Source organism: Paraburkholderia sp. WS6, from assembly GCF_030464835.1.
Classification (GTDB): Bacteria; Pseudomonadota; Gammaproteobacteria; order Burkholderiales; family Burkholderiaceae; genus Paraburkholderia; species Paraburkholderia madseniana.
In genome coordinates this window covers 20,913-41,504 of sequence record NZ_JALQCK010000059.1, presented here as the reverse complement: position 1 = coordinate 41,504, position 20,592 = coordinate 20,913, and the positions used below count along the sequence as shown (strand labels likewise).

Sequence of the window (20,592 nt, the reverse complement as noted above, 5' to 3'; positions counted from 1 at the left end):
TTTTTGCCCCGATAGCGCACCTCACTTCCTCACCACCTCCACCGCAGCCGCCGACACAAACTCCGCGCGCACACTGTCGCCGACTTTCAACTCATCGAGCGGAATGCTCTCCGCCGCCCTCAGTACCTGCTGATGCTTCGGCCCACGCAGCGTCACCATCCGGCTTTTACGGTCGATCTTCAACACCGTCGCGACAACCTGCACCCTATGCGCCGACGATGCGTATCCCGCTGAGGCCGGTATCGCCACCGTCGTCTCGATGCGTTCACGCACGCCTTTGGTCGCCACCTTGTCGACTTGAAGCAGCAGCGCCTGCTGGTACGCAACGTTCAGCGTGTCGCCGACCCGCAGTTTCCTGACATCGGCCAACTGGGGATTGACGTCGACATCCGCAAGATTGCCGCGCGGACCGCGTAGGGTGACGCTGTTGGTGGCCGGGTAGATGGCTACTACGTGGACTTGGGCGTGAACGACTTCGGCTTTGCCGAGCGCCCTCTGACCGGCATTGGCGTCCGACGTCTGGGCGAAGCCGGATTGACAGAAAGCGGCCATCAGCACGGCCGCACTCCCCATGACAGCGGGCAATGAGCCCACTTTGCGCAGACGAGGCATTCGTTGCTCCCGAAATGACCACTTCAAATGACGATTCCGAGTGACTTACCGAGCAATCCGCCTAAGGGACCAAAGCGCAGCCGCCGAGCGCCCGCGCTTACAACTCCGGACGCGCCAGGTCGCTGGTCACGATGTGCTCGCCATATACCTGTGCCGCAGCGACGGCTTCCAGCTTGGTCGCGTAAGGTCCGAGTTCCGGCGCGCCGTCGAACGGGAACAGCACGCGGCCATCGGTGGTTCGAACCACTTTCAACACGCCGAAAAAACGCCGGTAGCCGGCCAGTTTCGACGTCGCCGACACCTCGAAATCGTCCTCCGACGTCGCGGGGACGCTGGGAATGAATACGGTCTTGCTCATACCTGAAAACATCTCTTGTTCAATGGGCTGGCGCCTGCTGAAAAGGTCAAGGCGCGCCCGGTTGTCCCGGGAAGACATTCACCGGCGGGCTTCATTGTCTCAAATCCGGGCGCATCGAGCCGGATGCCGGATCGGCAGGCCGATCAACTGGCCAGCCGGCCAGGCGCCAACATCGCTGATCATCGCAGCATCCCCGGCAGCCCGCCCGCAACATCAAGCCCCTTTGACCGCCGCCTCATGCTCGGCCGCCAGCGCGACATCCCGCTCGCTCACCTTCACGAAGCTCGGCCGCGAGCAGACGCGCTGGGTGTACTCGAGCACGACTGGCGTCTCAGGCACCAGCTTGAACATCATCCCCCAATGCAGCGCGATGCCCCACAAAATATCCGCGGCCGACATCTTGTCTCCGAGCAAATAGGGCGACGCCTGCAGCTGGCTCGTCACCGTCCCGAGCATCGAATCGAAATCGCCATAGGGCGACGTGGCGAGCGGTGCCGGTTCGCGCTTCATCGCCTTGTCGACCAGCGCCGGTTCGTAGCATGCCGCGTAGTACACCAGCCAGCGCAGATACGGGCCGCGCGACGGATCGTCGAGCGCCGGCGCGAGACCCGCTTCAGGAAACAGGTCGGCCAGATAGATAAAGATGGCGACCTGTTCGGTGATCAGCGCGTCGCCGTGAAGAATCGCCGGCACTTTGCCGAGTGGATTGATCGCGAGATACGGCGCCTTGCGCTGCTCGCCGGCCTTCATGTTCAGCACTTTCAACTGATACGGAGCGCCGAGCTCCTCGAGCAGCGTGAGCGCGCTGACGGAGCGACACTGCGGTGAGTGGAACAGCGTGATCGTGCGGTCGGTGGTCATGGGGGAGCCTTCTGGGTGAGCGTCTCGTTGGAAAAGCCAGCGTCCATCTGGCGCCGGATGTCCCTATCCTAAGCGCCTATACCTGTCAGTTTGTGTCAGGTATGACTACACTTGTCCGCATGAGAGCCAGCCGCCTCCTTTCCATCCTGATGACCTTGCAAGCGCGCGGACGCGTAACCGCGCAGTCGCTCGCCGACGAATGCGCGGTCTCCCTGCGCACGATCTATCGCGACATTGACGCTTTGAGCGCCGCGGGCGTCCCCGTCCAGAGCGAACGTGGTGCGGAAGGTGGCTATCGTCTGCTCGACGGATACCGTACGCGTCTGAACGGCCTGTCGTCGCAGGAAGCGGAGGCATTGTTCCTCGCCGGCTTGCCGGGGCCAGTGCAGGCACTTGGGCTCGGCGCCGTCATGGCCGGCGCGCAAACCAAGTTGCTTGCCGCGCTGCCGGTCGAATTGCGTTCGACCGCGGAGCGCATGCGCTCGCGTTTTCACCTCGACGCTCCCGCCTGGTTTTCCGACGCGGACCAGCCCGCGAATCTGCCGTTGATCGCCAGCGCGGTGTGGGAACAGCATCCGCTGCAGATTCGCTATCAGAGCTGGAAGGCCGAAAAATTTCGGCGGATCGACCCGCTCGGCATCGTGCTGAAAAGCGGCGCGTGGTACGTGGTTGGGCGGGTCGGCGCGGACATCCGCATCTACCGCATTTCGCGCATTCTCGAATTGAACGTGCTTGACGAGACTTTCGAGCGACCGCCCGCCTTCGATCTGGCGGCTTACTGGCAAGACAGCACGCAGCGTCTGTCCGAAGAGATGCATGCGAGCGAGGCAACGCTGCGCCTGTCGCCGTGGGGCATGCAGATGCTCGAAGCCTTCACGTCGCCGTTCGCACGCTCAGCCGCGAAAATCGGCGAGCCGGATCCGTCCGACGGCTGGCGCACGGTCACTTTGCCGGTCGGTTCGATAAGGCAGGCATGCGCGGAGTTGCTGCGCTTCGGCACCGAGGCCGACGTGCTGGCGCCGCCGGAATTACGCGCCCGTTTCGCGGAGGTGGCAGCAGCTTTGCATCGCCGCTACGCGGAATGAGAGCGCCGATTCACAGCCGGCGTAGTTTCTCCGAGCGCACTGCCGCACAACTGGGTGCGCCCGACATGCGCTCGCGAAGCACGCGCGGACGCACCAGCCGGCCGTCTTTCCTCAGACGAATTTTGGTTGTTTGGTGCCTATTTTGGGGGCAGAGCTATAATGCGCGAATCCCTTTTCTTTCCCGTCCTCCGTTATGAGCCGGTTACTTTGCCTGATCGTGCTTTCGCTCGGCCTGATGCAAACCGCAACGGCCGACGAAAATAATGACCGCATGTCCGCGTATCTGACGCAGAAATTCGGTCTGGCAAAGGAAAAGGCTCAAAAGATTTCCGACGCGGTGCAGTCCGCCGCTTCGAAATATTCGCTGCCGCCGGCACTGCTGCTGGCGATCATCTCGATCGAATCCCGCTTCAAGGAAAAGGCCAAGGGCGCCAACGGCGCGACCGGGCTGATGCAGGTGGTGCCGGGCGCCCATCGTGGGATGCTGAGGAACGTTAAAGACCTCACAGAGCCGACCACCAACATCGAAGTGGGCTCGGCGATCCTGTACGGCTACATGCGTTCGGCCAACGGCGACATGAACGCGGCGCTCAAGAGTTATGGCGGATCGCAGGCGTACGCGAAGAAGGTGAGCTTGCGCGTCGAAGATTTCGCCGACGTTGCCGGAGCACAGAACATCGCGTCGCACGCGGGCGCACAAGCCAGCATGTGCGAAGCCGACCGTTGCCCGGCGCCGGACAACTGGGCCGACGCTTTTACGATACCGGCGGGCAACGCCGCGGCGGCGCTGCCAGGCGCATCGCCTGCCATGCCGCACTGAGCGGCAACTCCGTCGTATTTTTCCTCTTTGTCGTGGTCCCGCGCTGAAGCCGCGGAATTGAGCCGTCACGTCGTGTAAGGCGGCGCTGCGCACTTTTTACGCACACCTGGCAACCGCTCTACAATGCATTCCCATTCGAGCTCACGCCGCGCCTCTTCCGATCGATCATGTTCACCTCGTTTTCCAAAGCCACTGCCACCGCGCTTTTCGGCCTGCTGACACTTGCCGCCTGCAGCAGCGCCCCGCAGCCGAAATTCCAGCAGGAATTGTTCGAAACGGGCGCGAGCCATTACGCCCGAAATTTCAATTCGAGCGTCACGGATACCTGCGAGGCCGCGCGCCGCGCACTGCTGAGTCAGGGCTATCTGACAACGATGACGCGCACCGATACCGTCGACGGAACGAAAAATTTCCAGCCGACCGGCGATACGCACATCGTCGTCGAGTTTCATGTGGTGTGTACGCCGGGGGAAGAGGCGAGCGATACGAGCATCGTCTACGTCAATGCTGTGCAAAACGGCTTTGCGTTAAAGAAAAGCGATACGTCGGCGAGCGTCGGGTTGAGCGTGCTGGGTTCGCTGTCGTTGCCGATCCGTTCGAACAGCGATGCGATGGTCAAGATTTCAAGCGAGACCATCCCGTCGGGCAAGTTTTACGATCGTTTCTTCGGCCTTGTCGATCACTATCTGCAAACCGTGGTGCGCACGCAGCCGGTTGTGAACAACCGCATCGAAACGCGCCTGTTGCCGGTGCCGGTCGAAGCGACCATTCCAGCGTCGCCTCCTGAAATGCCTGATGCGATCGACAAGGCTGCTGCCGTGCAACGTGCAAGCGGACCAAGCGTCGCGCCTTGATGCATGTATTAATGCCGCGGGGTTTCGGCTGATCAAGAGCTGATCAGCCTTCGATCTCATCACGCAGCCGTACTTATCCTATGTTTTTTACTTCATACGTATATATATGTAGTAATAGTTAACAAGGGTTAACCCCGTCTGTGGATAACTCTCAAATCCCCCGTCACATCAACGTCATGCGAAACCCATAACCCTGCGGAACACGACTGTAGAAAAACTACAAAGCTGGGATAACTTTGACAGGGCTTGCCTGGCAGCGCGTCTTATCAAGATTTCGCACACAGGCTGTCCGATGCGCTATCCCGAAGTTATTCATAGGCAATTGTGGATAACTTGCGCATCCGGGCATATGCCGCCCGAGCGGCGGCCCGGCTTTTTCATCGATGCCATCCGCTCGCCAGCGTACAGACCGCCCTTCCCCGAACGTGCACATTGAAGCTGGAAGGTACAAAGATTGCGTCTATTTTTTTGCAAGCGCAACTGTTGCTATTTAGTCAAAATCATTTCAGCAACGCCCTATCCAGGCATAGAGTTAAAGTGTTTTCTGAAGTTATTGGTGCAGTGCGGGGGTGTGCAATGAAACGCAGAACAGCACGACAACTAGTCCGTCTTCTCTCGGATATCAGACATGCCAGCCACTGCACGACGCTGCGGGCGGCGGCCACTAACCGGGCCATATCGCTTGCATCCTCCGAGCATGATGAGGAAGGCACCGAAAACGACGAAAGCAACGACGCGACACGCGAGGCGAGTCACGACAAACCGGCCCGGAGCGGATCATGAGAGCCACAAGCGAACAATCGCTGCGTTTTCTGGTCGAGAAATGGCTGGCGCCGGGGCCTTCGGTTCCGGTTCACGTGACCGAATTCAGCCGCACCCGTCTGGGCGGCAGGCGCTACGTGCGGGTCGAGACTTCTCAGGAAGGTGGATCGCGCGGCCTTTTTTTCTTTCGACACGACGACGGCTGCTGGTGTGTGTTTCCGCCCACTGCCGATACACCCAAACTCTTCGCGCAGCCGCGTGCCGCTTAGCCGAGGCGGCACGCCCGGGCGACTGACTAAACCCTCACGCTTCATGAGGCAAGCGATCAGGTTCACTTCCGCGTCGCGAGGCTGGTCCCACCTGACACACGATCAAACCCGCGAGCATCAGCGCGCATCCAAATAGCGCGCGCGCTGACAGCGTTTCGCCGAGCACGAGCCACCCGGCGAGCGCGGCGAACACGCCTTCCATACTGAAGATCACCGCAGCATGCGACGGCGCCGCGTACTTTTGCGCAACCACCTGAATCGTATAGGCGACGCCCACCGACAGCGCACCGCCGTACAGAATCGTCGGCGCGGCGCGCTCGATCACAGCGAGACTGACCGGCTCGATCACGAGACCGATGGCCAGACACACGAGCCCGCAAGTCACGAACTGCACGAGCGCCAGCATGAGGGTGTCGTGCCGCAGCGCGAAGCGGCCGACCAGCATCATCTGTACGGAAATCACCAAGGCGCCGGCAAGCTGATACCAGTCGCCGTACAGGATCGAGAAGTGCTCGTTGACGCTCAGAAAGTACATGCCGATCGCTGCCAGCGTCGCACCGAGCCACGTGCCGAATCCCGTCCGATGACGAAACAGCACGCCCAGCAGGGGCACGAGCACCACATACAACGAACTGATGAAGCCGGCGTTGGCGACCTTCGTGTATTGCAGGCCGATCTGCTGCAACGAAATCGACGCCGACAGCACGACACCGAGCAGCACACCGGCACCGAGCAGTTCGCGTGCGCCGCCGGGTTCTCGTTTCGTCAGCTCAGCCAGCGCGGAGCGCCGCACGCAGACGATCATCGTCAGCACGACCAGCGCGCCGAGCAGGAAACGCAGTCCGGTAAACAGGAACGGTCCGATCGCATCGAGGCTTAAGCGTTGTGCGACGAATGCGGAGCCCCAGATGATCGCCGCGACCAGCATCAGCAGATTCGCGCGAAGGTGTTGACGTGTGTCAGGTTTCAAAGGCGGTTTTTCGAATTCGGTTGTTCTAACAAGGCGTTGTATCCGGTGCCGATTCTATCCGGGCGCACGCGTGCGGGATACGCCGCGAACATTCGCGAACACTTGAACACAATTGTGCACACATTCCCCCAACTTCAGGACAGACGCGGCGAGGCAGCGTCCCTAGACTGCGCCCGTGCGCTCGCGCTGCTGGCGGTGAAGCCGTCGCTGGCTTTCGATACGTATCACGTGTCGGCGGGTTCGGAAGCGCCGACCATCGGTCAGATCATCAGCGCCATGGACGAAGCCATCGGCACCTCGGGCAGCCGTTATTCGATGTGCCGCGTGCGCGACTTCGGCAAGATCGCACGCGAGGTGGTGGGCCGTGACCGTTGCAGCAGCGGCCGCCTGATCGAGCACGCGCTGCGTTTGTACGCCGGTTTCGCGGAGCTGGACTACGCGTTCGACAACCGCCGTCTGCGTGACGAGATCGGCTTCGAGCCGCTGCCGTTCACGGACTATGTGAGCGAATGTGTGCGGACCTCGCGCGGGGTGGGGATCGCCGAGCAGATGCGCTGGGACTTCAAATGAGTCTTCAACCGCGTGCACAGCGAGCGACTCGCGCGATAATCGCGCAACGGCCTCATGGATCAGGACACGAGTGACCCCCAGAGCAGGCCGACTTTCAGGCAGACGCAATGGACGAGAAAGACTGGATCGCCGGCGCCGCGAAGGCGCTGGCGATCATCGAAGCATTCGACGAAGAGCACGCGCGCATGACGCCGACCATGGTGGCCGCCCGCGCCGGGCTCTCGCGCACGGCGGCGCGCCGCTATCTGCTGACGCTGCGCGAACTCGGCTACGTGGATACCGACGGCAAGCTGTTCTGGCTCGCGCCGCGCGTATTGCGGCTCGGTCAGTCGTATCTGGATTCAGCACGCTTGCCGCGCACCGTGCAGCCATTTCTTCAGCGCATCACCGCGACGGTGCAGGAAACCGCGCTGGTCGCGATTCTCGATGAACACGACGTGGTCTACGTTGCGCGCAACGGCGTCAACCGCGCGATGGCGGTCGGTTTCGTGCTCGGCTCGCGGGCGAGTGCGCCGCTGTCGTCGGCGGGGTTGATCCTGTTGGCCTTCCAGCCGCCGGAAAGCATCGAGCAGTGGCTGGCGTCCTATCCGATCAAGGTATTCACGCCACATACGTATTCGACCACGGAGCGCCTGCGCGAAGTGCTGGGCGAAATCCGCCGCGATGGTTATGTCGTCACCGATCAACAACTGGAGCTGGGCATGCGTGGTGTTGCGGTGCCGTTGCGTGACCGGCATGGCTCGGTCGTGGCAGCGATCAGCGTAAGCATGCCGATCGGCCAGGAGTCGGCGAATGCGGCGCTGCATCGGGTGCTGCCGACCCTTCAGGAAACCGCCAGTTTGCTGCGGAATCTGGTCTAGAAGCGGGCCTAGGTAATCGCCCTGATACGGCATGCTTAATGAGTGAAAGCATATCGAAAGCAAGCTGTCTCGCGGAAAATACATATCGAGTTTTGCGCATGACAAACCGCCTACGCTGCGTAATACTCTCCCGCGGGGAGCGGTAAGGCGCCTCAAGCCTTGTCTGCTTCACCGTTTAGCTATTTCATTCACACTGACTCAGTCGTCCAGGTTTGGGGAACAACACATGAAAAAATTCATCGTCTCGCTCGCAGCCGCATCGATCGCGCTGGTCTCCGTTCAAGCTTTCGCACAGGCATCGGACGCAGCAGCGCCGGCCGCTGCAGCTAGCGCGCCGAAGAAGCACCACATCAAGAAGCTGAAGACGCACGGCAAGCGCGCTCCGGTTTCGGCAGCAGCTTCGGCAGCCGGCACGAACGACAAGGGCGCGGCAAACTAAGCTCACGCTTGGTTTCGCCGGGCGAACCCTGCCGGTTCTCTTGTGCGCGCCGCTTGTCGGCGAGTGCAGCGCAGTTCCGGTTAAATGTCGCCAGCAAAAAGGCCAGAGCTTCTGCTCTGGCCTTTTTGTATCGGACGGTGACTTTGGGCGATGTTTAGCCCGCGAGGCCGCGCTTGATGACCTCGTTCAGCAGCCCGCTCATACCTTCCGGATGCGTGGCGGCCCGTTCTTTCAGCTCCGCGACCAGGTCGCCATTCAGCTTGCAGGCGAACGCGACGAGGCCCTGCGCCTGATCGAGCTTGCGTTGTTCGCGGCGGTCGAGCTTCGGGTCGGCGGCAGCGGCTTTGCCGAAGCGGTCGGCGGTCGACAGTTTCATTGCGTTGTTCAGCTTGAGTGCCTTGTTCTTTTCAAGGTCGGTCTTTTTCATCGCCATACGGAAGGCCTCTGCCAGATAAGTAATCCCGCATTGTACGCATCGCGCCGCGCGACGAGCGAGCGGCGCCGATTCCGCACCCGAGTGGCGTTGGCGCGGTGCTCAGACCGTGTGGCGTCTGAGACGTCGAGCGGCGTTCAAATCGGCGGTTCCGGCGCGCCGGCCACGCTGTCCATCAGCGCACGCATGCGTTGCCAGTGCGTGCCTTCCCAGAACACTCGGCGGCACACGTCGCAGGTGACGAACTGGTTATGCCGTTCCAGCACGCCATCGGGCGCCCGATCGCCGACTTCATCTTTGGCGATACGCCGCAGCGGCGCATTGCACATCAGACACAAACGGAACGGCTGCGCGCTGCCGGCCAGATCGAGCCGTTCAAACACTTCGCGCAATTGCTCACGCGGCCGCAGTGTGCGTACGTAGCAGCCATGCGTGATGGCGCGGCGTTTTAATAGCTCCCGATCGCGTGTCAGTACGATGCGCTGTTGTGCTGCGGCGAGCGCTTCGATATCTGCGTCGGGATAGTGGTTGTCGTACAGCGTGTCGAAGCCGGCAAGCCGTAGCAGCGGTGCGAGACCGCCCAGATGCGCATCGGCAATGAAGCGCACCACGCGCAGCGGATGTTCGCGCACGCGCAATAGTGGCTGGATGTCGAGCGCTTCAAACTTCGGATAAACGGCGATGCGATCGCCGTCCGAGAGCGGATGATTGAAACCGACCGACTCGCCGTTCACCAGAATCAGTTCGACCTCGGTATGCGGCACGCCGAGCACTTCGATCATATGTTTCGCGGTCGCGCCGCGCGCGCAGGCGCAACTGAACGCGCGCCGGCGCAGGGGCCGGGCGAGAAAATCGTTCAGCTCCTCATAGAAGCGGAATGTCGCTGTGACCATCGCATCAGTATCGCACCGTGTTTAATTGCGTGCTGTCCTGCACGTGTCGCATGGGTGTGCTTTACTTCCAGTTCTTTAGAAGACGGAGCGACAGATGGACATCGGTTTTATCGGTCTCGGCGAGATGGGCGCCGCGATGGTTGCAAACATTTTGAAAGCCGGGCATCAGGTGCGCGTGTGGAACCGCTCGCCGGAACGCGCGCAGCCGCTCGCCGACGCAGGTGCGCGGATCGTCGCGACGCCCGCCGAAGCGTTTGCGGGCGACGCCGTGTTCTCGATGCTCGCCGACGATACCGCACTGCGCGAAGTCATCACCGCATCGCTGCTGGAACACGCCCCGCGCGGCCTGATCCACGTGAACATGGCGACGATCTCGGTGGCGCTGGCCGAGGAACTGGCGACGGCGCACGCCTCGCGCGGCGTCCATTACGTCGCCGCACCGGTGATGGGGCGGCCCGACGTCGCGGCGGCGGGCAAGCTGACGATCGTAGCGGGCGGCCCGGCCGAGTCGATCGACCGCGTGCAGCCGATTTTCGACGCCATCGGCCAGAAAACCTGGCGCATCGGTTCGCTGCCGCAACAGGCGAACGTGATGAAACTCGCGGCTAACTTCATGTTGGGCGCGGCGGTCGAGACGCTCGGCGAGGCGGCCACGCTCGTGACCGGCCACGGCCTCGCAATGCAGGATTTCCTCGACGTCATCACGAGCGGCCTGTTCCCGGGACCGGTCTATTCGGGCTACGGCAAGTTGATCGCGGAGCAGCGCTACGAGCCGGCCCTGTTCAAGGCGCGCCTCGGGCTGAAGGACCTCCGCCTCGCGCTGGCGGCCGCGGACGCGGTCAACACACCGCTGCCGATTGCGAGTGTCGTGCGTGACAGTCTGATCGAAGCGATAGCGCATGGCGACGGCGAGAAGGACTTCGCGGTGCTGGGCCAGGTGGCGGCACGGCGGGCAGGGCGCTGAGCGGGAGCTTGGGGCGCCGCGCTTAACGGCGCGCCCCGGCTTTCGTAGCGGAGCCCGGACTCGGCTGCTGGGCTGGCGTGCTTCGCCGTAAGGTTGCAGCGCTTGCGCGCCGAGATTCGCGCGATGGGAGTGTCGCTGCGGATTCGCCTAGGCGGGCATAATGGCCGTCCGATCCCTATTCACTTCGATTCCAAATGAGCCTGCATACCTGGTGGCTGTTCGTCGCCACTGTTTTCGTCGTTTCCGCGATTCCCGGTCCGAACATGCTGCTGGTGATGACGCACGGCGCCCAGCACGGCCTGCGCCGTTCCAGCGCGACCATGGCCGGCTGCCTTTCGGCGCTTGTGTTGATGCTGGCGGTGTCGGCGGCCGGCCTCGGCGTCTTTCTCGCGGCTTGGCCGACGATGTTCAACGCACTGCGGATGATCGGTGCGGCGTACCTCGTCTATCTGGGCATCAAGGCGTGGCGGGCGCCGGCTGACGAAGGTGCTGCGGGCGCGGTCGACGAACTCTCCGTCAAACCCGCGCGTTCGCGCTTCGCTCTGTTTCGCAATGGCTTCCTCGTGGCGGGCAGCAACCCGAAAGCCATCCTGTTCGCTGCCGCGCTGCTGCCGCAATTCATTGATGCCGCGCAGCCCAAGCTGCCGCAGTTCGGCGTGCTCGTCGCTACTTTCGCGGTCATCGAGGTGAGTTGGTACCTCGTGTACGCCGGTTTCGGCACGCGAATTGGGGCCAGGTTGAAGAGCCGCAGCGTTGCCAGGATGTTCAATCGTCTGACGGGTGGAGTGTTCGTCGGCTTCGGCGCGATGATGGCGCTGGTGCGCCACTAGGCGAACGGCTGACTCGCGCGTGCGCAGTCAACGCCGCTCGCAAAACGTTGCGAGAGTTGTTGTGCCTATACAACGCCGAGGGTCAACCCTAATTTGTATGTTGCGACGCACCAAATGATTTGCTATAGTTCGTCTTGTCTCCTCCATGTCTCCTCTGATATGGATTCAGCCCGCCGGCTTAGGCGGGCTTTTTTTTGCCCTGAATTTCCAGCGTCCCCCAGAAAAGACAACGCCGGCTGACCCTCCGCGGGGCCGCCGGCTTTGTCGTATCTGCGTCGAACTCAGAACTTGTAGGACACGGCCAGGAACGAAATGATCGGATCGGCTTTCAGCTCTGCCTTCGAGACACCCAATTCCGTGCCGTCCGCCGCCTTGATGATGACCGACGAGGTGGTCTTCAGCGGAATGTACGTGACCGAAGCCACAAGGCCCCAATGATCGGTGATGTTGTACGAGAGACCCGCATTGAACACCGGCTGCCAGGACGACGACGCCTTCGCCGACACCTGCGTCTGTCCGGGCTTGCCCGCGCCGGCGGCCAGCACTGAGCCGAGATTGTTCTGCGTCGCGGTCACGAAGTTCTGGCTCAGTTGAACGTCGGAGAACCAGTTATACGACACGCCGATACCCACGAACGGCCTGAAATGGGCCGTCGGCGCATTGAAGTAATACTGGAACAGCAGTGCCGGGCTCCATTGGCGCACGCTCTTCACGATCGGATTGGCCTGCGGATCGCCCAGGTTCTGCTGACCGAGTGCGCCTGCCGGTCCCGGCGGCTTGACGGTGCCGTGCCCGTAGAGCTTGAAAACCGGTGGTACGCCCGCCACTGTCGACACGGCGATGTGATCGGTGAGGTAGTGGCTGAATACGAGGCCGACGGTATTGGCCGTACTGGTCGACAACCCCGTGCCGGAAGACGTGAACGAGCTCGGCAGACGCAGCGGTGTATTGATTGGCGTCGGGGCGACGGTGGTGGTCAGCGGCGTGCTCGAATCCTGCGGCATGACGTGGAACCAGCCGAGCACGGCGACGTTGTCGCCGGCGTGTTGTGCGTGCGCACTGACCGACAGGCAAGCGGCCAGTAGCGCGAAATAGATTTTTTTCATGTTGTTCCTCCCTGGGGCGCGCGTTGCGTTCGTCTCGCGCGGCGAGCGATGGCGGCCTCGCGGCCCAGCCGGTGCGCTGGATACTGGGTGGGCGCCGGCTGCTGCGCTATTGCTGTGCGCAGCAGCCGGGACGCGAACGCCTCGTTGCGTGTCGGCGGCGCGTGCTGCGTCCATTACTGGACGAAGGCGCCGATCGTGAAGTACGGCGAGGCCGCGTTGGTCAGATCGAGGTAGCCGAACACGCCACCCGTGAAGATCATCTTTCCGGTCGGCGTGGTGCCCGTCGAGGCACCCACTTGCGTTGTCGTCACGACACCCGGCACGGTCTGCGTGAAGCTCAGATTCAGCGCCGTCGCGAGCGATGCCTGCGATGGGTTGAACGGATCGAGCAGCGTGGCCTGCACGCCTTCGAGTGCGGTGGTGCGATAGTCGAACTGGCTATCCACGCCGATGTACTCGCCGTTTTGTGAGTTCACCGCGATCGAGCTTTGCGGCGCCAGAATCGAGATGCCCGATTCATCGTCCGCGTACGGGCCGAGTTCGCCATTCACCGGCGTCGTCACCGACGAGTTCGCCGCGCCGGTTCGCACCAGGATCGGCACCACCTGATTGCGCAGCTTGCCGACGATCATGTAGCCGCGAGCCTTGGGCGTCGTGGCGAGCGTCGGTTTGGCCTGGCCCAGGAACTTGTCGGTTTCGAATGCGCCGCTGCCGTCCGACGACTGCACGAAGTTCGTACCCGGCTGCTGGCAACTGCCCGCGTTGACACCGGAGTTGTCGCACTCGGTCCATGTGCCGTCCGCGTTGATCGTGATCTTCGTATCGACCGCGACCGGCGCGAAGTTCTGCGACGGAACCTGGTGATAGCCGAGCTGGTTGTAGGTGCCGGCCACGTTCGCGAGATTCGTTTCAATCGACGAGAAGCCGATGAACGGGTAGTACGGGAACTTGGTGTCGGGTACCGCGCCCACGCCGAGAATCCCGCCGAACGAAATTTCCGCCCCCGGGATCGTGCCACCCGCCACGCCTTCGCCCACAAAAATCCGCGCCGGACGATTCGGGTCGAGGCTCGCGCCGTTCAGGCGGAAGGCACACTGATTGAGCTTGTTGGTCGGCAGCTGGGTTTCCTGCGTCAGCGTGCCGCTTGCGCTCTGGCCGGCGCGAGTCGGTGCGACGGTGCCGGTGGTCGCCGGAATCGGCGACTCGATGTAGTTGATCTGCCAGGTCATCTTGGTCGTGTCCATCTGCAGCTTGACCAGTTCACCGTCACCGCCGCCGCCCGTGAACACCGTGCCGTAGTCGAGCGACGCAGGACACAGGCGAACTTCCGTTACCGGTCCATCGCCGTTGCCGCCACCACCACTGCATGCCCCCAGTAACGGTGCTGCAAGAGCGAGCACCGAAAGGATTCTCCATTTCATACCGCCTCCAGAATTTTCTCGTTGTGTGTGGCCGGCTCCCAGTCCTGCCACCTTTTGCTCTATTTATGTCTCGTGCTGCGAATAGCCGGTCCTTCGTTCCTTATTTGCTGATCTGAGCGCCGATGCCGAAGTAGGGGGCGTTAGGCGTATCCGAATTGGCCGACGTCGACGTGATGCCGCCGTTGACGGTCCCTTGAATTTCGATCGCGTACAGTCCGCCCGAGGCGATCGCCAAACCGGTCTGGCCGTTTGCTTGCTGGACGCCGACCAGTCCAGGGCTCGGCAGACCGTAGCCCAGGCCGAAGCCGTCTTCCGCCGCGGAAGTCGACGGATTGATGAAGGTGCCCACGCCTCCCTGGATCAAAGTCGCGGTCGACTTGAAGTTCGAATCCGCGCCGACATAACCGCCGTCGAAGCCGCCCGACGCGAGCGGTGTGGCTGCGGCGAGCATTGCAATACCTGATTCGTCATCGACCGACAGGGTGGCGATTCTGACGTGCCCGGTGCGAACCACCAGCGGCACTGTTGCGCCATTGACCTGACCGATGATCATGTGAGCTGTGCCGGATTTGTCGGTACGCAGCGGCGCTGGATTGCCACCATTGACGATTTGCGGCGGAGTCGCGCTGTCGAAATAGCCGTTGCTGTTGAGTGTGAGTGCGGCGCCAGTCGTCAGACAGCCACTTGAACTCGACGATGTACAGTTACCGCTCGCATCGAACGTCTCCACCGAGGTGGTGGCAACGGTTTCGTAATTCGCGGTCGGCGAGAGGTGATAAAGCAGGCCGTTGTAAGTGCCTGGCAGCTTCGTGATATCGGTTGTGGTGCTGGCGAAGCCGAGGAACGGGTAAAAGTCGAAATGACGCTTGTTCACGGCGCCGATGCCTAAGCCCAGTGCGCCGGCGTATTGCACCGTTGCGCCTGGAATGCCGCCGCCGGCTACGCCTTGGCCCACGAGGATCGTCGGCGGATTCGGATTGTTCACGAAGTCGGGCGTCGTGTAAGTGGTGCCATCGGAGGCGGTGCCGGTGCCTTTGCCAAGAATGAATGCGCAACGCGTCTGTTCCGCGGTCGGCAGCGCGCCGGTCGGCGGGTGGATCACGGCGCCCGTGATTTGCGTACCGGCTCGCGTGACTTCGACGCTTGCACTCGTCAACGGAATCGGCGACTCAAGCCACTTCAGCGTGTACGTCATCGCAGTCGCGTCGATGTTCACCTGCACGACTTCGCCACTACCCGCGCCACCGAGATACGTCGTTTTAACGATGTCGGCAGTAGCCGGACACAACGCCGTAGTACCGGCGTTCGAAGTCGGCGGACCTTGCACGCCGCAGCTCGAGCCCGAGCATTGCGGTGCGCTGATCGTGCCGGGATTGTCGGCCTTGCCGCCGCCACAAGCGATGAGGAATGGGGCCGTGGCGATGGCCATCGCCAGGCCTCGAGTAATGCCGTGCGACATGCTGCTGTCTCCCTTCATGTAATTGTGCGAACTAATTTCGCTGCGCAGTTAATGCCTGTCAATTGAATGAGCCGTCTAAAAAGACCGATTCAAACAGTGCATTTTTTGCCGGACGCGCACTACGCGGGGCCCGGGGGCCCTTTTAAACAAAAAAGGAATTTTTGCTTCGACGGCGGCGCCGTTGCTTCGCCGCACATCCTTGCCAGGTAAGCGTTACAGCAAAATGGCTCTATCATCTTCGAACGACCGTTCGAGAAAATATCCGGAGTTTCCCTATGTGGAAAACTATGCTGTGCGGGTCAATTTGAGGAATGAATTACCGTCAGTTGATGAGCAGTCCGATTTTTCTTTTTAAAGTAATGCGGGCTACTACTGATTAACTGCGAAAGAGGAATTCTGAAGGCGGGTTTTTAAAACAGAAAAGCCGGTCTGGAAAGACCGGCTTTTTTAGCGGATTGACAGCGGATGCCGTCTGTATCTCGAACTTGCTCAGCGTTTCAAGCCCATTTCTTCGGCGGCGCCGATCGCGAGGTTCATGCACTGGATTGCCGCGCCCGATGCACCCTTGCCGAGGTTATCGAGGCGCGCGACCGTCACGAAGCGCTCTTCATTGCCGAACACGAACAGGTCGACACGGTTGGTGTCGTTGTTCGCCTGTACGTCGAAGAAGCCGCTGTCGAGGTTCGCTTCCGCGTCGAACGGCGCGACGTTCACGAATGCCTCACCCGCGTAGTACTCGGCGAACAGCGCCTGTACGTCTTGCGGCTTGGCCTTCTTGGCCAGTTGGTTCGGCGAGAAGAACGTGGTGACCGCGAGACCCTTGTAGAAGTCGCCGACGATCGGCGTGAACACCGGCGCCGACTTCAGGCCCGTATGCGCCGCCATTTCCGGCAGATGCTTGTGCGTTAGACCGAGTGCGTACGGGCGCGGGCTCTTGAGCTTGTCGTTACCGCCGGCTTCGTAGTCGGCGATCATCTTCTTACCGCCGCCGCTATAACCGGTGATCGAGTAAGCGTGCGCAGCGAACTCCGGCGCCACGACGCCTGCTTCGACAAGCGGACGCATGGCCAGTACGAAGCCCGATGCATGGCAGCCCGGCACGGCTATGCGTTTCGCCGTGCGCAGACGCTCGCGTTGCGAGTGGGCCAGTTCGGGCAGGCCGTAGGCCCAGTCGGCTGATGTGCGGAAGGCCGTGCTGGCATCGATCAGCACGGTGTGGTCGTTCTCGACCAGCGAGGCCGACTCGCGCGAGGCGACATCCGGCAGGCACAGGAATGTGACGTCCGATGCGTTGATGAGACGACGGCGTTCTTCGAGGTCTTTGCGCTTCGCTTCTTCGATACGCAGGATCTCCACGTCGGCGCGTTGCGACAGGTATTCGAAAATCTTCAGGCCGGTCGTGCCTTCCTGTCCGTCGACAAAAACTTTCGTGCTCATCTCGATCTCACTGGCTTGCTGGAAACGGGGCGCGACACCGCGCCGGAACGCTATTTTAAGACGTGATGGCAGTGGGTGTGCGAAACGGGGTGAAAAAACGACGATGCGCGCCGAAAATGACATCGGCATGACCGGTTACGCGACAGATGCAAGCCGATGCTAGTGGGATCCGAGCAAATTAGCGGCGCTTGCCAAGGGCCGCACAGCACGCATTCTGGCGAGCGCCACGCCCAACTCGAGTGCGTGCGATTTGGCTGCGCCTTCCCGGCGCGAGCCTTCGTACGCAGCGTTATCGAACCCCCGCGTTCCACCGCGCCGTCACGTCGGCAACGCGCTTGCCGAACATCCGGGCCGTTTCCAGATCGCCGGCGGGCGGCGCTTCTTCCGGCGACGCATCCGCGGGGGACTGCGCCAGCAGGCCGGTAAAGCCGCCCACGTAGTTCAGGTCGTTCCGCGTCGCCGCCTTGGTGTTCGACGGCATCATGCCGGTGCCCACCCAGATCATGCTGTGTTGCATCGCCAGCGTGACGAAGTACTGGATCGTCGAAAACTTGTCGCCGTTCATGGTCGCCGAGTTGGTGAAGCCAGCCGCGATCTTGTCCTTCCACGTCTGGCCGAACCACGGTTTCGAACTCGCGTCGGCAAATTTCTTGAAGTCGGCGGACGGGCCGCCCATGTAGGTCGGCGCGCCGAAGATGATGGCGTCGGCGGCCGCCAGTTCTGCCCAGGCCGCGTCGTCGATCTCGCCGACCGGCATGAGTTTCGCGTCCGCGCCGGCTTCGAGCGTGCCGGCCAGCACGGCTTCGGCGACTTTCTTCGTGTGGCCGTAGCCGCTGTGATAAACGATGACGATTTTCGACATAGCACTCTCCGGCAAGATGAAAAAGCAGAGGTAAGTACGGCAACGGTGCAAGCGCATGTAGCGACGCGACATCGACAAGCATCGCCTGCGCCGCCCTGTTGCACATTAGCGTGCGCGGATGACAGAAATTCCGCGGCGGCAATACGATGCAAGCCGTGCGCCCATCAATGTGTCGACCCACGGCGCGACTTGCCCGGGCGCGGCACCCGGCGCCGTGTGAGTCGCGTGTCGGCTTGCAGCCGATGCAGTTCGAGTCAGATGTCGACGGGCGCTGCTACCGCCCGTAGCTCACCACCATCCGCGCACTGCCGAGCGTGGCGGTGCTGATCTCGTGATCGAACATGAGCGCCGGGCGTCCTTGAGCGAGGCGCAGGTCCGCGGTGCTGAGCGCATAAACGGTGACGGTATAGCGATGAGGTTTGCCGGGTGGCGGGCAGGGGCCACCGTAGCCGTCGATATCGAAGTCGTTGCGTGCTTCGACCGCGCCGAGTTTCTTCAGGAAGCCCGACGAGCTGGCGTTTTCCGGCAAGCTGTCGACGGTGGCCGGAATGGCCGCCACGGCCCAGTGCCACCAGCCGCGGCCGGGCGCATCCTGGTCGAATATCGTGACCGCGAAGCTGCGTGTGCCGGCCGGCGCATCGTGCCACGTCAATTGCGGCGAGCGATTGCCGCCTTTGCAGTCGTCCTGATTGAAAACCTGAGCCGTATCCACGGTACCGCCCGCGCGGAAGCTGGCGCTGGTCAGCGTGAACACACCCTCGGCGAATGCGTCAGGACAATGCGCCGCGAATAGCGCGAGACCCAGCATCGCGCAGGTGAGGGACGGCATACGGCGGAATGGTGAAGCAAGCGAAACAACCAGGCAACGCGAGCGCATGTGCCGGTTCTCCTGTCAGGGCGCGAGGCGGTTGTCCTCGCGAGGATTATTGTCCCTATTTTGTGCCCCAGGGTCGAATCAAGTCTAACATTCGCTTTGCGACGGATCATTGTTGCCGCCGGCGGGCTTGGCGGACGCGAAATCGGCTATAGTCGGAGGAATTATTCGCGCGAATACAGGCGCGTTCCCGATCAGCTCAAGTACCAAGAATAGAAAGGTATGTCAGAAGTTTTGGAGAGTGGTTTATCTGTCGAGGGGAGGCCAATGCAAGATCCAGTCAGGGTCGTGGTCGCCGACGACCATCCGGTGATTCTGTTCGGCGCCGAACAAGCTTTGCTCAAGTTTCCAGGCCTGCAGGTCGTCGCGCGCGCGCGACAGTCAACCGAACTGGTCAAGGTGCTGCAAACCGTTGCGTGCGACGTGCTCGTCACGGATCTGGCCATGCCAGGCGGCCAATACGGTGACGGTTTGCCGTTGATCGGCTATCTGCGCCGCAATTTTCCCGACCTTCCCATTGTCGTGCTGACGATGCTGGAAAACGCCGCGCTGCTTAAACGGTTGAGCGAACTCGGCGTGACGTCGGTCGTCAACAAATCGGACGATCTGAGCCACATTGGGCTCGCGGTGCAGCACGTCAGTCGCAACCTGGAATACATGAGCCCGTCGGTCAAGGCGTCACTCGATACGCTGCGCATGAATGCCGGCGGCAAGAACGAAGAAGTGATGCTGTCGCGGCGCGAACTCGAAGTGGTGCGCCTGTTCGTGTCCGGCATGACGATCAAGGAGATTGCGGAGCAGCTCAATCGCAGCATCAAGACGATCAGCACGCAGAAGAACACGGCAATGCGCAAGCTCGGCATCGATCGCGATTCGGAGTTGTTCCAGTACGCGCAGAGCAACGGCTTGCTGAATCTGTCGTCGCATTCGGTCGACGATACCGGCAGCGCGCCCTAGGCGCGGTCGTACTTTCGTCCGGCCGGACGAGCTCGATAAAAAAGGCCGCCTGTCCATCGACAGGCGGCCTTTTCATTCCATCCGGGTCAAGCGGCTGCGCTTACTGCGGCGTCGCGTTGGCGCCGCCGTGTGCCGCGGACCATTCGGCCGGCGCGTGCAGGAATTTTTCCACTTCGTCGAGTGTCTTGGCATCGAAGTAGTTGTTGGCCTTGGCGACCCGCAACACGTCCCACCACGTGGCAAGCGCGTGCAGATCGACGTCGATGTCTTTCAGCACCGACACGCTTTCCTTGAAGATGTTGTAGTGGAACAGCACGAAGCAGTGGTTCACCGTTGCGCCGGCAGTGCGCAGCGCGTTGATGAAGTTGATCTTGCTGCGGCTGTCCGTGGTCAAGTCTTCGACCAGCAGGACGCGTTGACCTTCGGTCAGCAAACCTTCGATCTGCGCGTTGCGGCCGAAACCCTTCGGCTTCTTGCGCACGTATTGCATCGGCACCATCAGGCGGTCGGACAGCCATGCCGCGAACGGGATGCCGGCGGTTTCGCCACCGGCGACCGCGTCGATCTGCTCGTAGCCGACGTCGCGCAGAATGGTGGCTTCGGCCATTTCCATCAGGCCACGACGCACGCGCGGATACGAGATCAGCTTGCGGCAGTCGATATAAACCGGGCTCGCCCAGCCGGACGTGAAAATGTACGGTTTCTCCGCGTTGAAGTGCACTGCTTGCACTTCCAGCAGCATCTTGGCGGTCGTGTCGGAGATCGTCTGGCGATCGAAGCCTGTCATGGGCGGATCCTTGGGTGTGAGCGAGGAGAAGCGGGCGCGAGGCCCGGTGGCGCAGCAAGCTGGGTATACCGCGCCATGATGGGCGGCGCCTTGATAGGCAAATACGCAA

At 61.8% G+C, this 20,592-nt stretch carries 22 protein-coding genes and 1 pseudogene; 10 read left to right on the top strand and 13 right to left on the bottom strand.

Annotated features, from left to right (window positions below; translation table 11 throughout):
• Positions 1-21 precede the first annotated feature (21 nt).
• From M0D64_RS40815 to M0D64_RS40805, 3 genes are all read right to left on the bottom strand, one after another.
• Complete coding sequence (locus M0D64_RS40815; protein ID WP_266261829.1) at positions 22-612, bottom strand: hypothetical protein; 591 nt, start codon at positions 610-612, stop codon at positions 22-24.
• Between the two features lie 97 nt (positions 613-709).
• Positions 710-970 carry a DUF6723 family protein gene (locus tag M0D64_RS40810; RefSeq protein WP_054040872.1) on the bottom strand — a complete coding sequence of 87 codons (261 nt, stop codon included), beginning with the start codon at positions 968-970 and terminating at the stop codon, positions 710-712.
• 213 nt (positions 971-1,183) lie between these two features.
• Positions 1,184-1,831, bottom strand: a complete 648-nt coding sequence (locus M0D64_RS40805) for a glutathione S-transferase family protein (RefSeq protein ID WP_266238874.1) — start codon at positions 1,829-1,831, stop codon at positions 1,184-1,186.
• A gap of 101 nt (positions 1,832-1,932) precedes the next feature.
• Between M0D64_RS40805 and M0D64_RS40800 the strand changes: the two genes are divergently transcribed.
• From M0D64_RS40800 to M0D64_RS40785, 4 genes are all read left to right on the top strand, one after another.
• On the top strand, positions 1,933-2,916 hold the full coding sequence (locus M0D64_RS40800; RefSeq protein ID WP_266261828.1) for a YafY family protein: 984 nt from the start codon (positions 1,933-1,935) through the stop codon (positions 2,914-2,916).
• A 193-nt stretch (positions 2,917-3,109) separates the two neighbouring features.
• A complete protein-coding gene (locus M0D64_RS40795) occupies positions 3,110-3,736 on the top strand; it encodes a lytic transglycosylase domain-containing protein (RefSeq protein ID WP_154566331.1) in 627 nt (208 codons plus the stop codon).
• A 167-nt stretch (positions 3,737-3,903) separates the two neighbouring features.
• Positions 3,904-4,590 (top strand): DUF2242 domain-containing protein, encoded by a 687-nt coding sequence (locus M0D64_RS40790; RefSeq protein WP_266261827.1) that lies wholly within the window; start codon positions 3,904-3,906, stop codon positions 4,588-4,590.
• Positions 4,591-5,369: 779 nt separating this feature from the next.
• A complete protein-coding gene (locus tag M0D64_RS40785; protein WP_154566333.1) occupies positions 5,370-5,621 on the top strand; it encodes a hypothetical protein in 252 nt (83 codons plus the stop codon).
• A 34-nt stretch (positions 5,622-5,655) separates the two neighbouring features.
• Here the strand turns inward: M0D64_RS40785 and M0D64_RS40780 are convergent, their stop codons facing one another.
• A complete protein-coding gene (locus tag M0D64_RS40780) occupies positions 5,656-6,591 on the bottom strand; it encodes a DMT family transporter (RefSeq protein WP_154566334.1) in 936 nt (311 codons plus the stop codon).
• 159 nt (positions 6,592-6,750) lie between these two features.
• On the opposite strand from M0D64_RS40780, the pseudogene M0D64_RS40775 reads away from it, so the two are divergent.
• The 3 genes and pseudogenes from M0D64_RS40775 to M0D64_RS40765 form a co-directional block, all read left to right on the top strand.
• Positions 6,751-7,161 (top strand): annotated as a pseudogene (locus M0D64_RS40775) (epimerase); the annotation flags it as partial.
• 107 nt (positions 7,162-7,268) lie between these two features.
• Positions 7,269-8,021 carry an IclR family transcriptional regulator C-terminal domain-containing protein gene (locus M0D64_RS40770; protein WP_097390619.1) on the top strand — a complete coding sequence of 251 codons (753 nt, stop codon included), beginning with the start codon at positions 7,269-7,271 and terminating at the stop codon, positions 8,019-8,021.
• Between the two features lie 226 nt (positions 8,022-8,247).
• A complete protein-coding gene (locus tag M0D64_RS40765; protein WP_054040885.1) occupies positions 8,248-8,460 on the top strand; it encodes a hypothetical protein in 213 nt (70 codons plus the stop codon).
• Between the two features lie 154 nt (positions 8,461-8,614).
• On the opposite strand, the gene M0D64_RS40760 is transcribed toward M0D64_RS40765, so the two are convergent.
• Positions 8,615-8,893 (bottom strand): hypothetical protein, encoded by a 279-nt coding sequence (locus M0D64_RS40760; protein WP_154566336.1) that lies wholly within the window; start codon positions 8,891-8,893, stop codon positions 8,615-8,617.
• Between the two features lie 137 nt (positions 8,894-9,030).
• Positions 9,031-9,786: a Mut7-C RNAse domain-containing protein gene (locus tag M0D64_RS40755; protein WP_154566337.1), complete on the bottom strand. Its 756-nt coding sequence runs from the start codon at positions 9,784-9,786 to the stop codon at positions 9,031-9,033.
• A gap of 94 nt (positions 9,787-9,880) precedes the next feature.
• On the opposite strand from M0D64_RS40755, the gene M0D64_RS40750 reads away from it, so the two are divergent.
• Positions 9,881-10,750: an NAD(P)-dependent oxidoreductase gene (locus M0D64_RS40750; protein ID WP_266261826.1), complete on the top strand. Its 870-nt coding sequence runs from the start codon at positions 9,881-9,883 to the stop codon at positions 10,748-10,750.
• 194 nt (positions 10,751-10,944) lie between these two features.
• Positions 10,945-11,580, top strand: coding sequence for a LysE family translocator (locus tag M0D64_RS40745; RefSeq protein WP_154566339.1), 636 nt, complete (start codon positions 10,945-10,947; stop codon positions 11,578-11,580).
• Positions 11,581-11,861: 281 nt separating this feature from the next.
• Here M0D64_RS40745 and M0D64_RS40740 read toward each other — a convergent pair whose 3' ends face one another.
• From M0D64_RS40740 to M0D64_RS40715, 6 genes are all read right to left on the bottom strand, one after another.
• Positions 11,862-12,686: an OmpW family protein gene (locus M0D64_RS40740; protein ID WP_154566340.1), complete on the bottom strand. Its 825-nt coding sequence runs from the start codon at positions 12,684-12,686 to the stop codon at positions 11,862-11,864.
• Between the two features lie 173 nt (positions 12,687-12,859).
• On the bottom strand, positions 12,860-14,107 hold the full coding sequence (locus M0D64_RS40735; RefSeq protein WP_266261825.1) for a DUF2957 domain-containing protein: 1,248 nt from the start codon (positions 14,105-14,107) through the stop codon (positions 12,860-12,862).
• 100 nt (positions 14,108-14,207) lie between these two features.
• A complete protein-coding gene (locus M0D64_RS40730) occupies positions 14,208-15,566 on the bottom strand; it encodes a DUF2957 domain-containing protein (RefSeq protein WP_266261824.1) in 1,359 nt (452 codons plus the stop codon).
• A gap of 489 nt (positions 15,567-16,055) precedes the next feature.
• Positions 16,056-17,003 (bottom strand): N-acetyl-gamma-glutamyl-phosphate reductase, encoded by a 948-nt coding sequence (gene argC / locus M0D64_RS40725; RefSeq protein WP_266261823.1) that lies wholly within the window; start codon positions 17,001-17,003, stop codon positions 16,056-16,058.
• Between the two features lie 289 nt (positions 17,004-17,292).
• On the bottom strand, positions 17,293-17,865 hold the full coding sequence (locus tag M0D64_RS40720) for a flavodoxin family protein (protein WP_266261822.1): 573 nt from the start codon (positions 17,863-17,865) through the stop codon (positions 17,293-17,295).
• A 274-nt stretch (positions 17,866-18,139) separates the two neighbouring features.
• A complete protein-coding gene (locus M0D64_RS40715; protein ID WP_154566345.1) occupies positions 18,140-18,742 on the bottom strand; it encodes a YbhB/YbcL family Raf kinase inhibitor-like protein in 603 nt (200 codons plus the stop codon).
• Positions 18,743-19,006: 264 nt separating this feature from the next.
• Here M0D64_RS40715 and M0D64_RS40710 point away from each other — a divergent pair, with 264 nt between their 5' ends.
• The gene (locus M0D64_RS40710) at positions 19,007-19,696 is read left to right on the top strand and encodes a response regulator (protein WP_171928498.1); all 690 of its coding nucleotides are present in this window, start codon (positions 19,007-19,009) and stop codon (positions 19,694-19,696) included.
• Between the two features lie 100 nt (positions 19,697-19,796).
• Here the strand turns inward: M0D64_RS40710 and M0D64_RS40705 are convergent, their stop codons facing one another.
• Complete coding sequence (locus M0D64_RS40705) at positions 19,797-20,483, bottom strand: orotate phosphoribosyltransferase (protein WP_154566346.1); 687 nt, start codon at positions 20,481-20,483, stop codon at positions 19,797-19,799.
• Between the last annotated feature and the right edge of the window lie 109 nt (positions 20,484-20,592).

Bases quoted from the DNA above. Each gene is read 5' to 3' on its own strand.
- M0D64_RS40815 (WP_266261829.1), bottom strand. From the start codon at position 612: ATGCCTCGTCTGCGCAAAGTGGGCTCATTGCCCGCTGTCATGGGGAGT.
- M0D64_RS40810 (WP_054040872.1), bottom strand. From the start codon at position 970: ATGAGCAAGACCGTATTCATTCCCAGCGTCCCCGCGACGTCGGAGGAC.
- M0D64_RS40805 (WP_266238874.1), bottom strand. From the start codon at position 1,831: ATGACCACCGACCGCACGATCACGCTGTTCCACTCACCGCAGTGTCGC.
- M0D64_RS40800 (WP_266261828.1), top strand. From the start codon at position 1,933: ATGACTACACTTGTCCGCATGAGAGCCAGCCGCCTCCTTTCCATCCTG.
- M0D64_RS40795 (WP_154566331.1), top strand. From the start codon at position 3,110: ATGAGCCGGTTACTTTGCCTGATCGTGCTTTCGCTCGGCCTGATGCAA.
- M0D64_RS40790 (WP_266261827.1), top strand. From the start codon at position 3,904: ATGTTCACCTCGTTTTCCAAAGCCACTGCCACCGCGCTTTTCGGCCTG.
- M0D64_RS40785 (WP_154566333.1), top strand. From the start codon at position 5,370: ATGAGAGCCACAAGCGAACAATCGCTGCGTTTTCTGGTCGAGAAATGG.
- M0D64_RS40770 (WP_097390619.1), top strand. From the start codon at position 7,269: ATGGACGAGAAAGACTGGATCGCCGGCGCCGCGAAGGCGCTGGCGATC.
- M0D64_RS40765 (WP_054040885.1), top strand. From the start codon at position 8,248: ATGAAAAAATTCATCGTCTCGCTCGCAGCCGCATCGATCGCGCTGGTC.
- M0D64_RS40760 (WP_154566336.1), bottom strand. From the start codon at position 8,893: ATGGCGATGAAAAAGACCGACCTTGAAAAGAACAAGGCACTCAAGCTG.
- M0D64_RS40755 (WP_154566337.1), bottom strand. From the start codon at position 9,786: ATGGTCACAGCGACATTCCGCTTCTATGAGGAGCTGAACGATTTTCTC.
- M0D64_RS40750 (WP_266261826.1), top strand. From the start codon at position 9,881: ATGGACATCGGTTTTATCGGTCTCGGCGAGATGGGCGCCGCGATGGTT.
- M0D64_RS40745 (WP_154566339.1), top strand. From the start codon at position 10,945: ATGAGCCTGCATACCTGGTGGCTGTTCGTCGCCACTGTTTTCGTCGTT.
- M0D64_RS40740 (WP_154566340.1), bottom strand. From the start codon at position 12,686: ATGAAAAAAATCTATTTCGCGCTACTGGCCGCTTGCCTGTCGGTCAGT.
- M0D64_RS40735 (WP_266261825.1), bottom strand. From the start codon at position 14,107: ATGAAATGGAGAATCCTTTCGGTGCTCGCTCTTGCAGCACCGTTACTG.
- M0D64_RS40730 (WP_266261824.1), bottom strand. From the start codon at position 15,566: ATGTCGCACGGCATTACTCGAGGCCTGGCGATGGCCATCGCCACGGCC.
- argC (WP_266261823.1), bottom strand. From the start codon at position 17,003: ATGAGCACGAAAGTTTTTGTCGACGGACAGGAAGGCACGACCGGCCTG.
- M0D64_RS40720 (WP_266261822.1), bottom strand. From the start codon at position 17,865: ATGTCGAAAATCGTCATCGTTTATCACAGCGGCTACGGCCACACGAAG.
- M0D64_RS40715 (WP_154566345.1), bottom strand. From the start codon at position 18,742: ATGCGCTCGCGTTGCCTGGTTGTTTCGCTTGCTTCACCATTCCGCCGT.
- M0D64_RS40710 (WP_171928498.1), top strand. From the start codon at position 19,007: ATGCAAGATCCAGTCAGGGTCGTGGTCGCCGACGACCATCCGGTGATT.
- M0D64_RS40705 (WP_154566346.1), bottom strand. From the start codon at position 20,483: ATGACAGGCTTCGATCGCCAGACGATCTCCGACACGACCGCCAAGATG.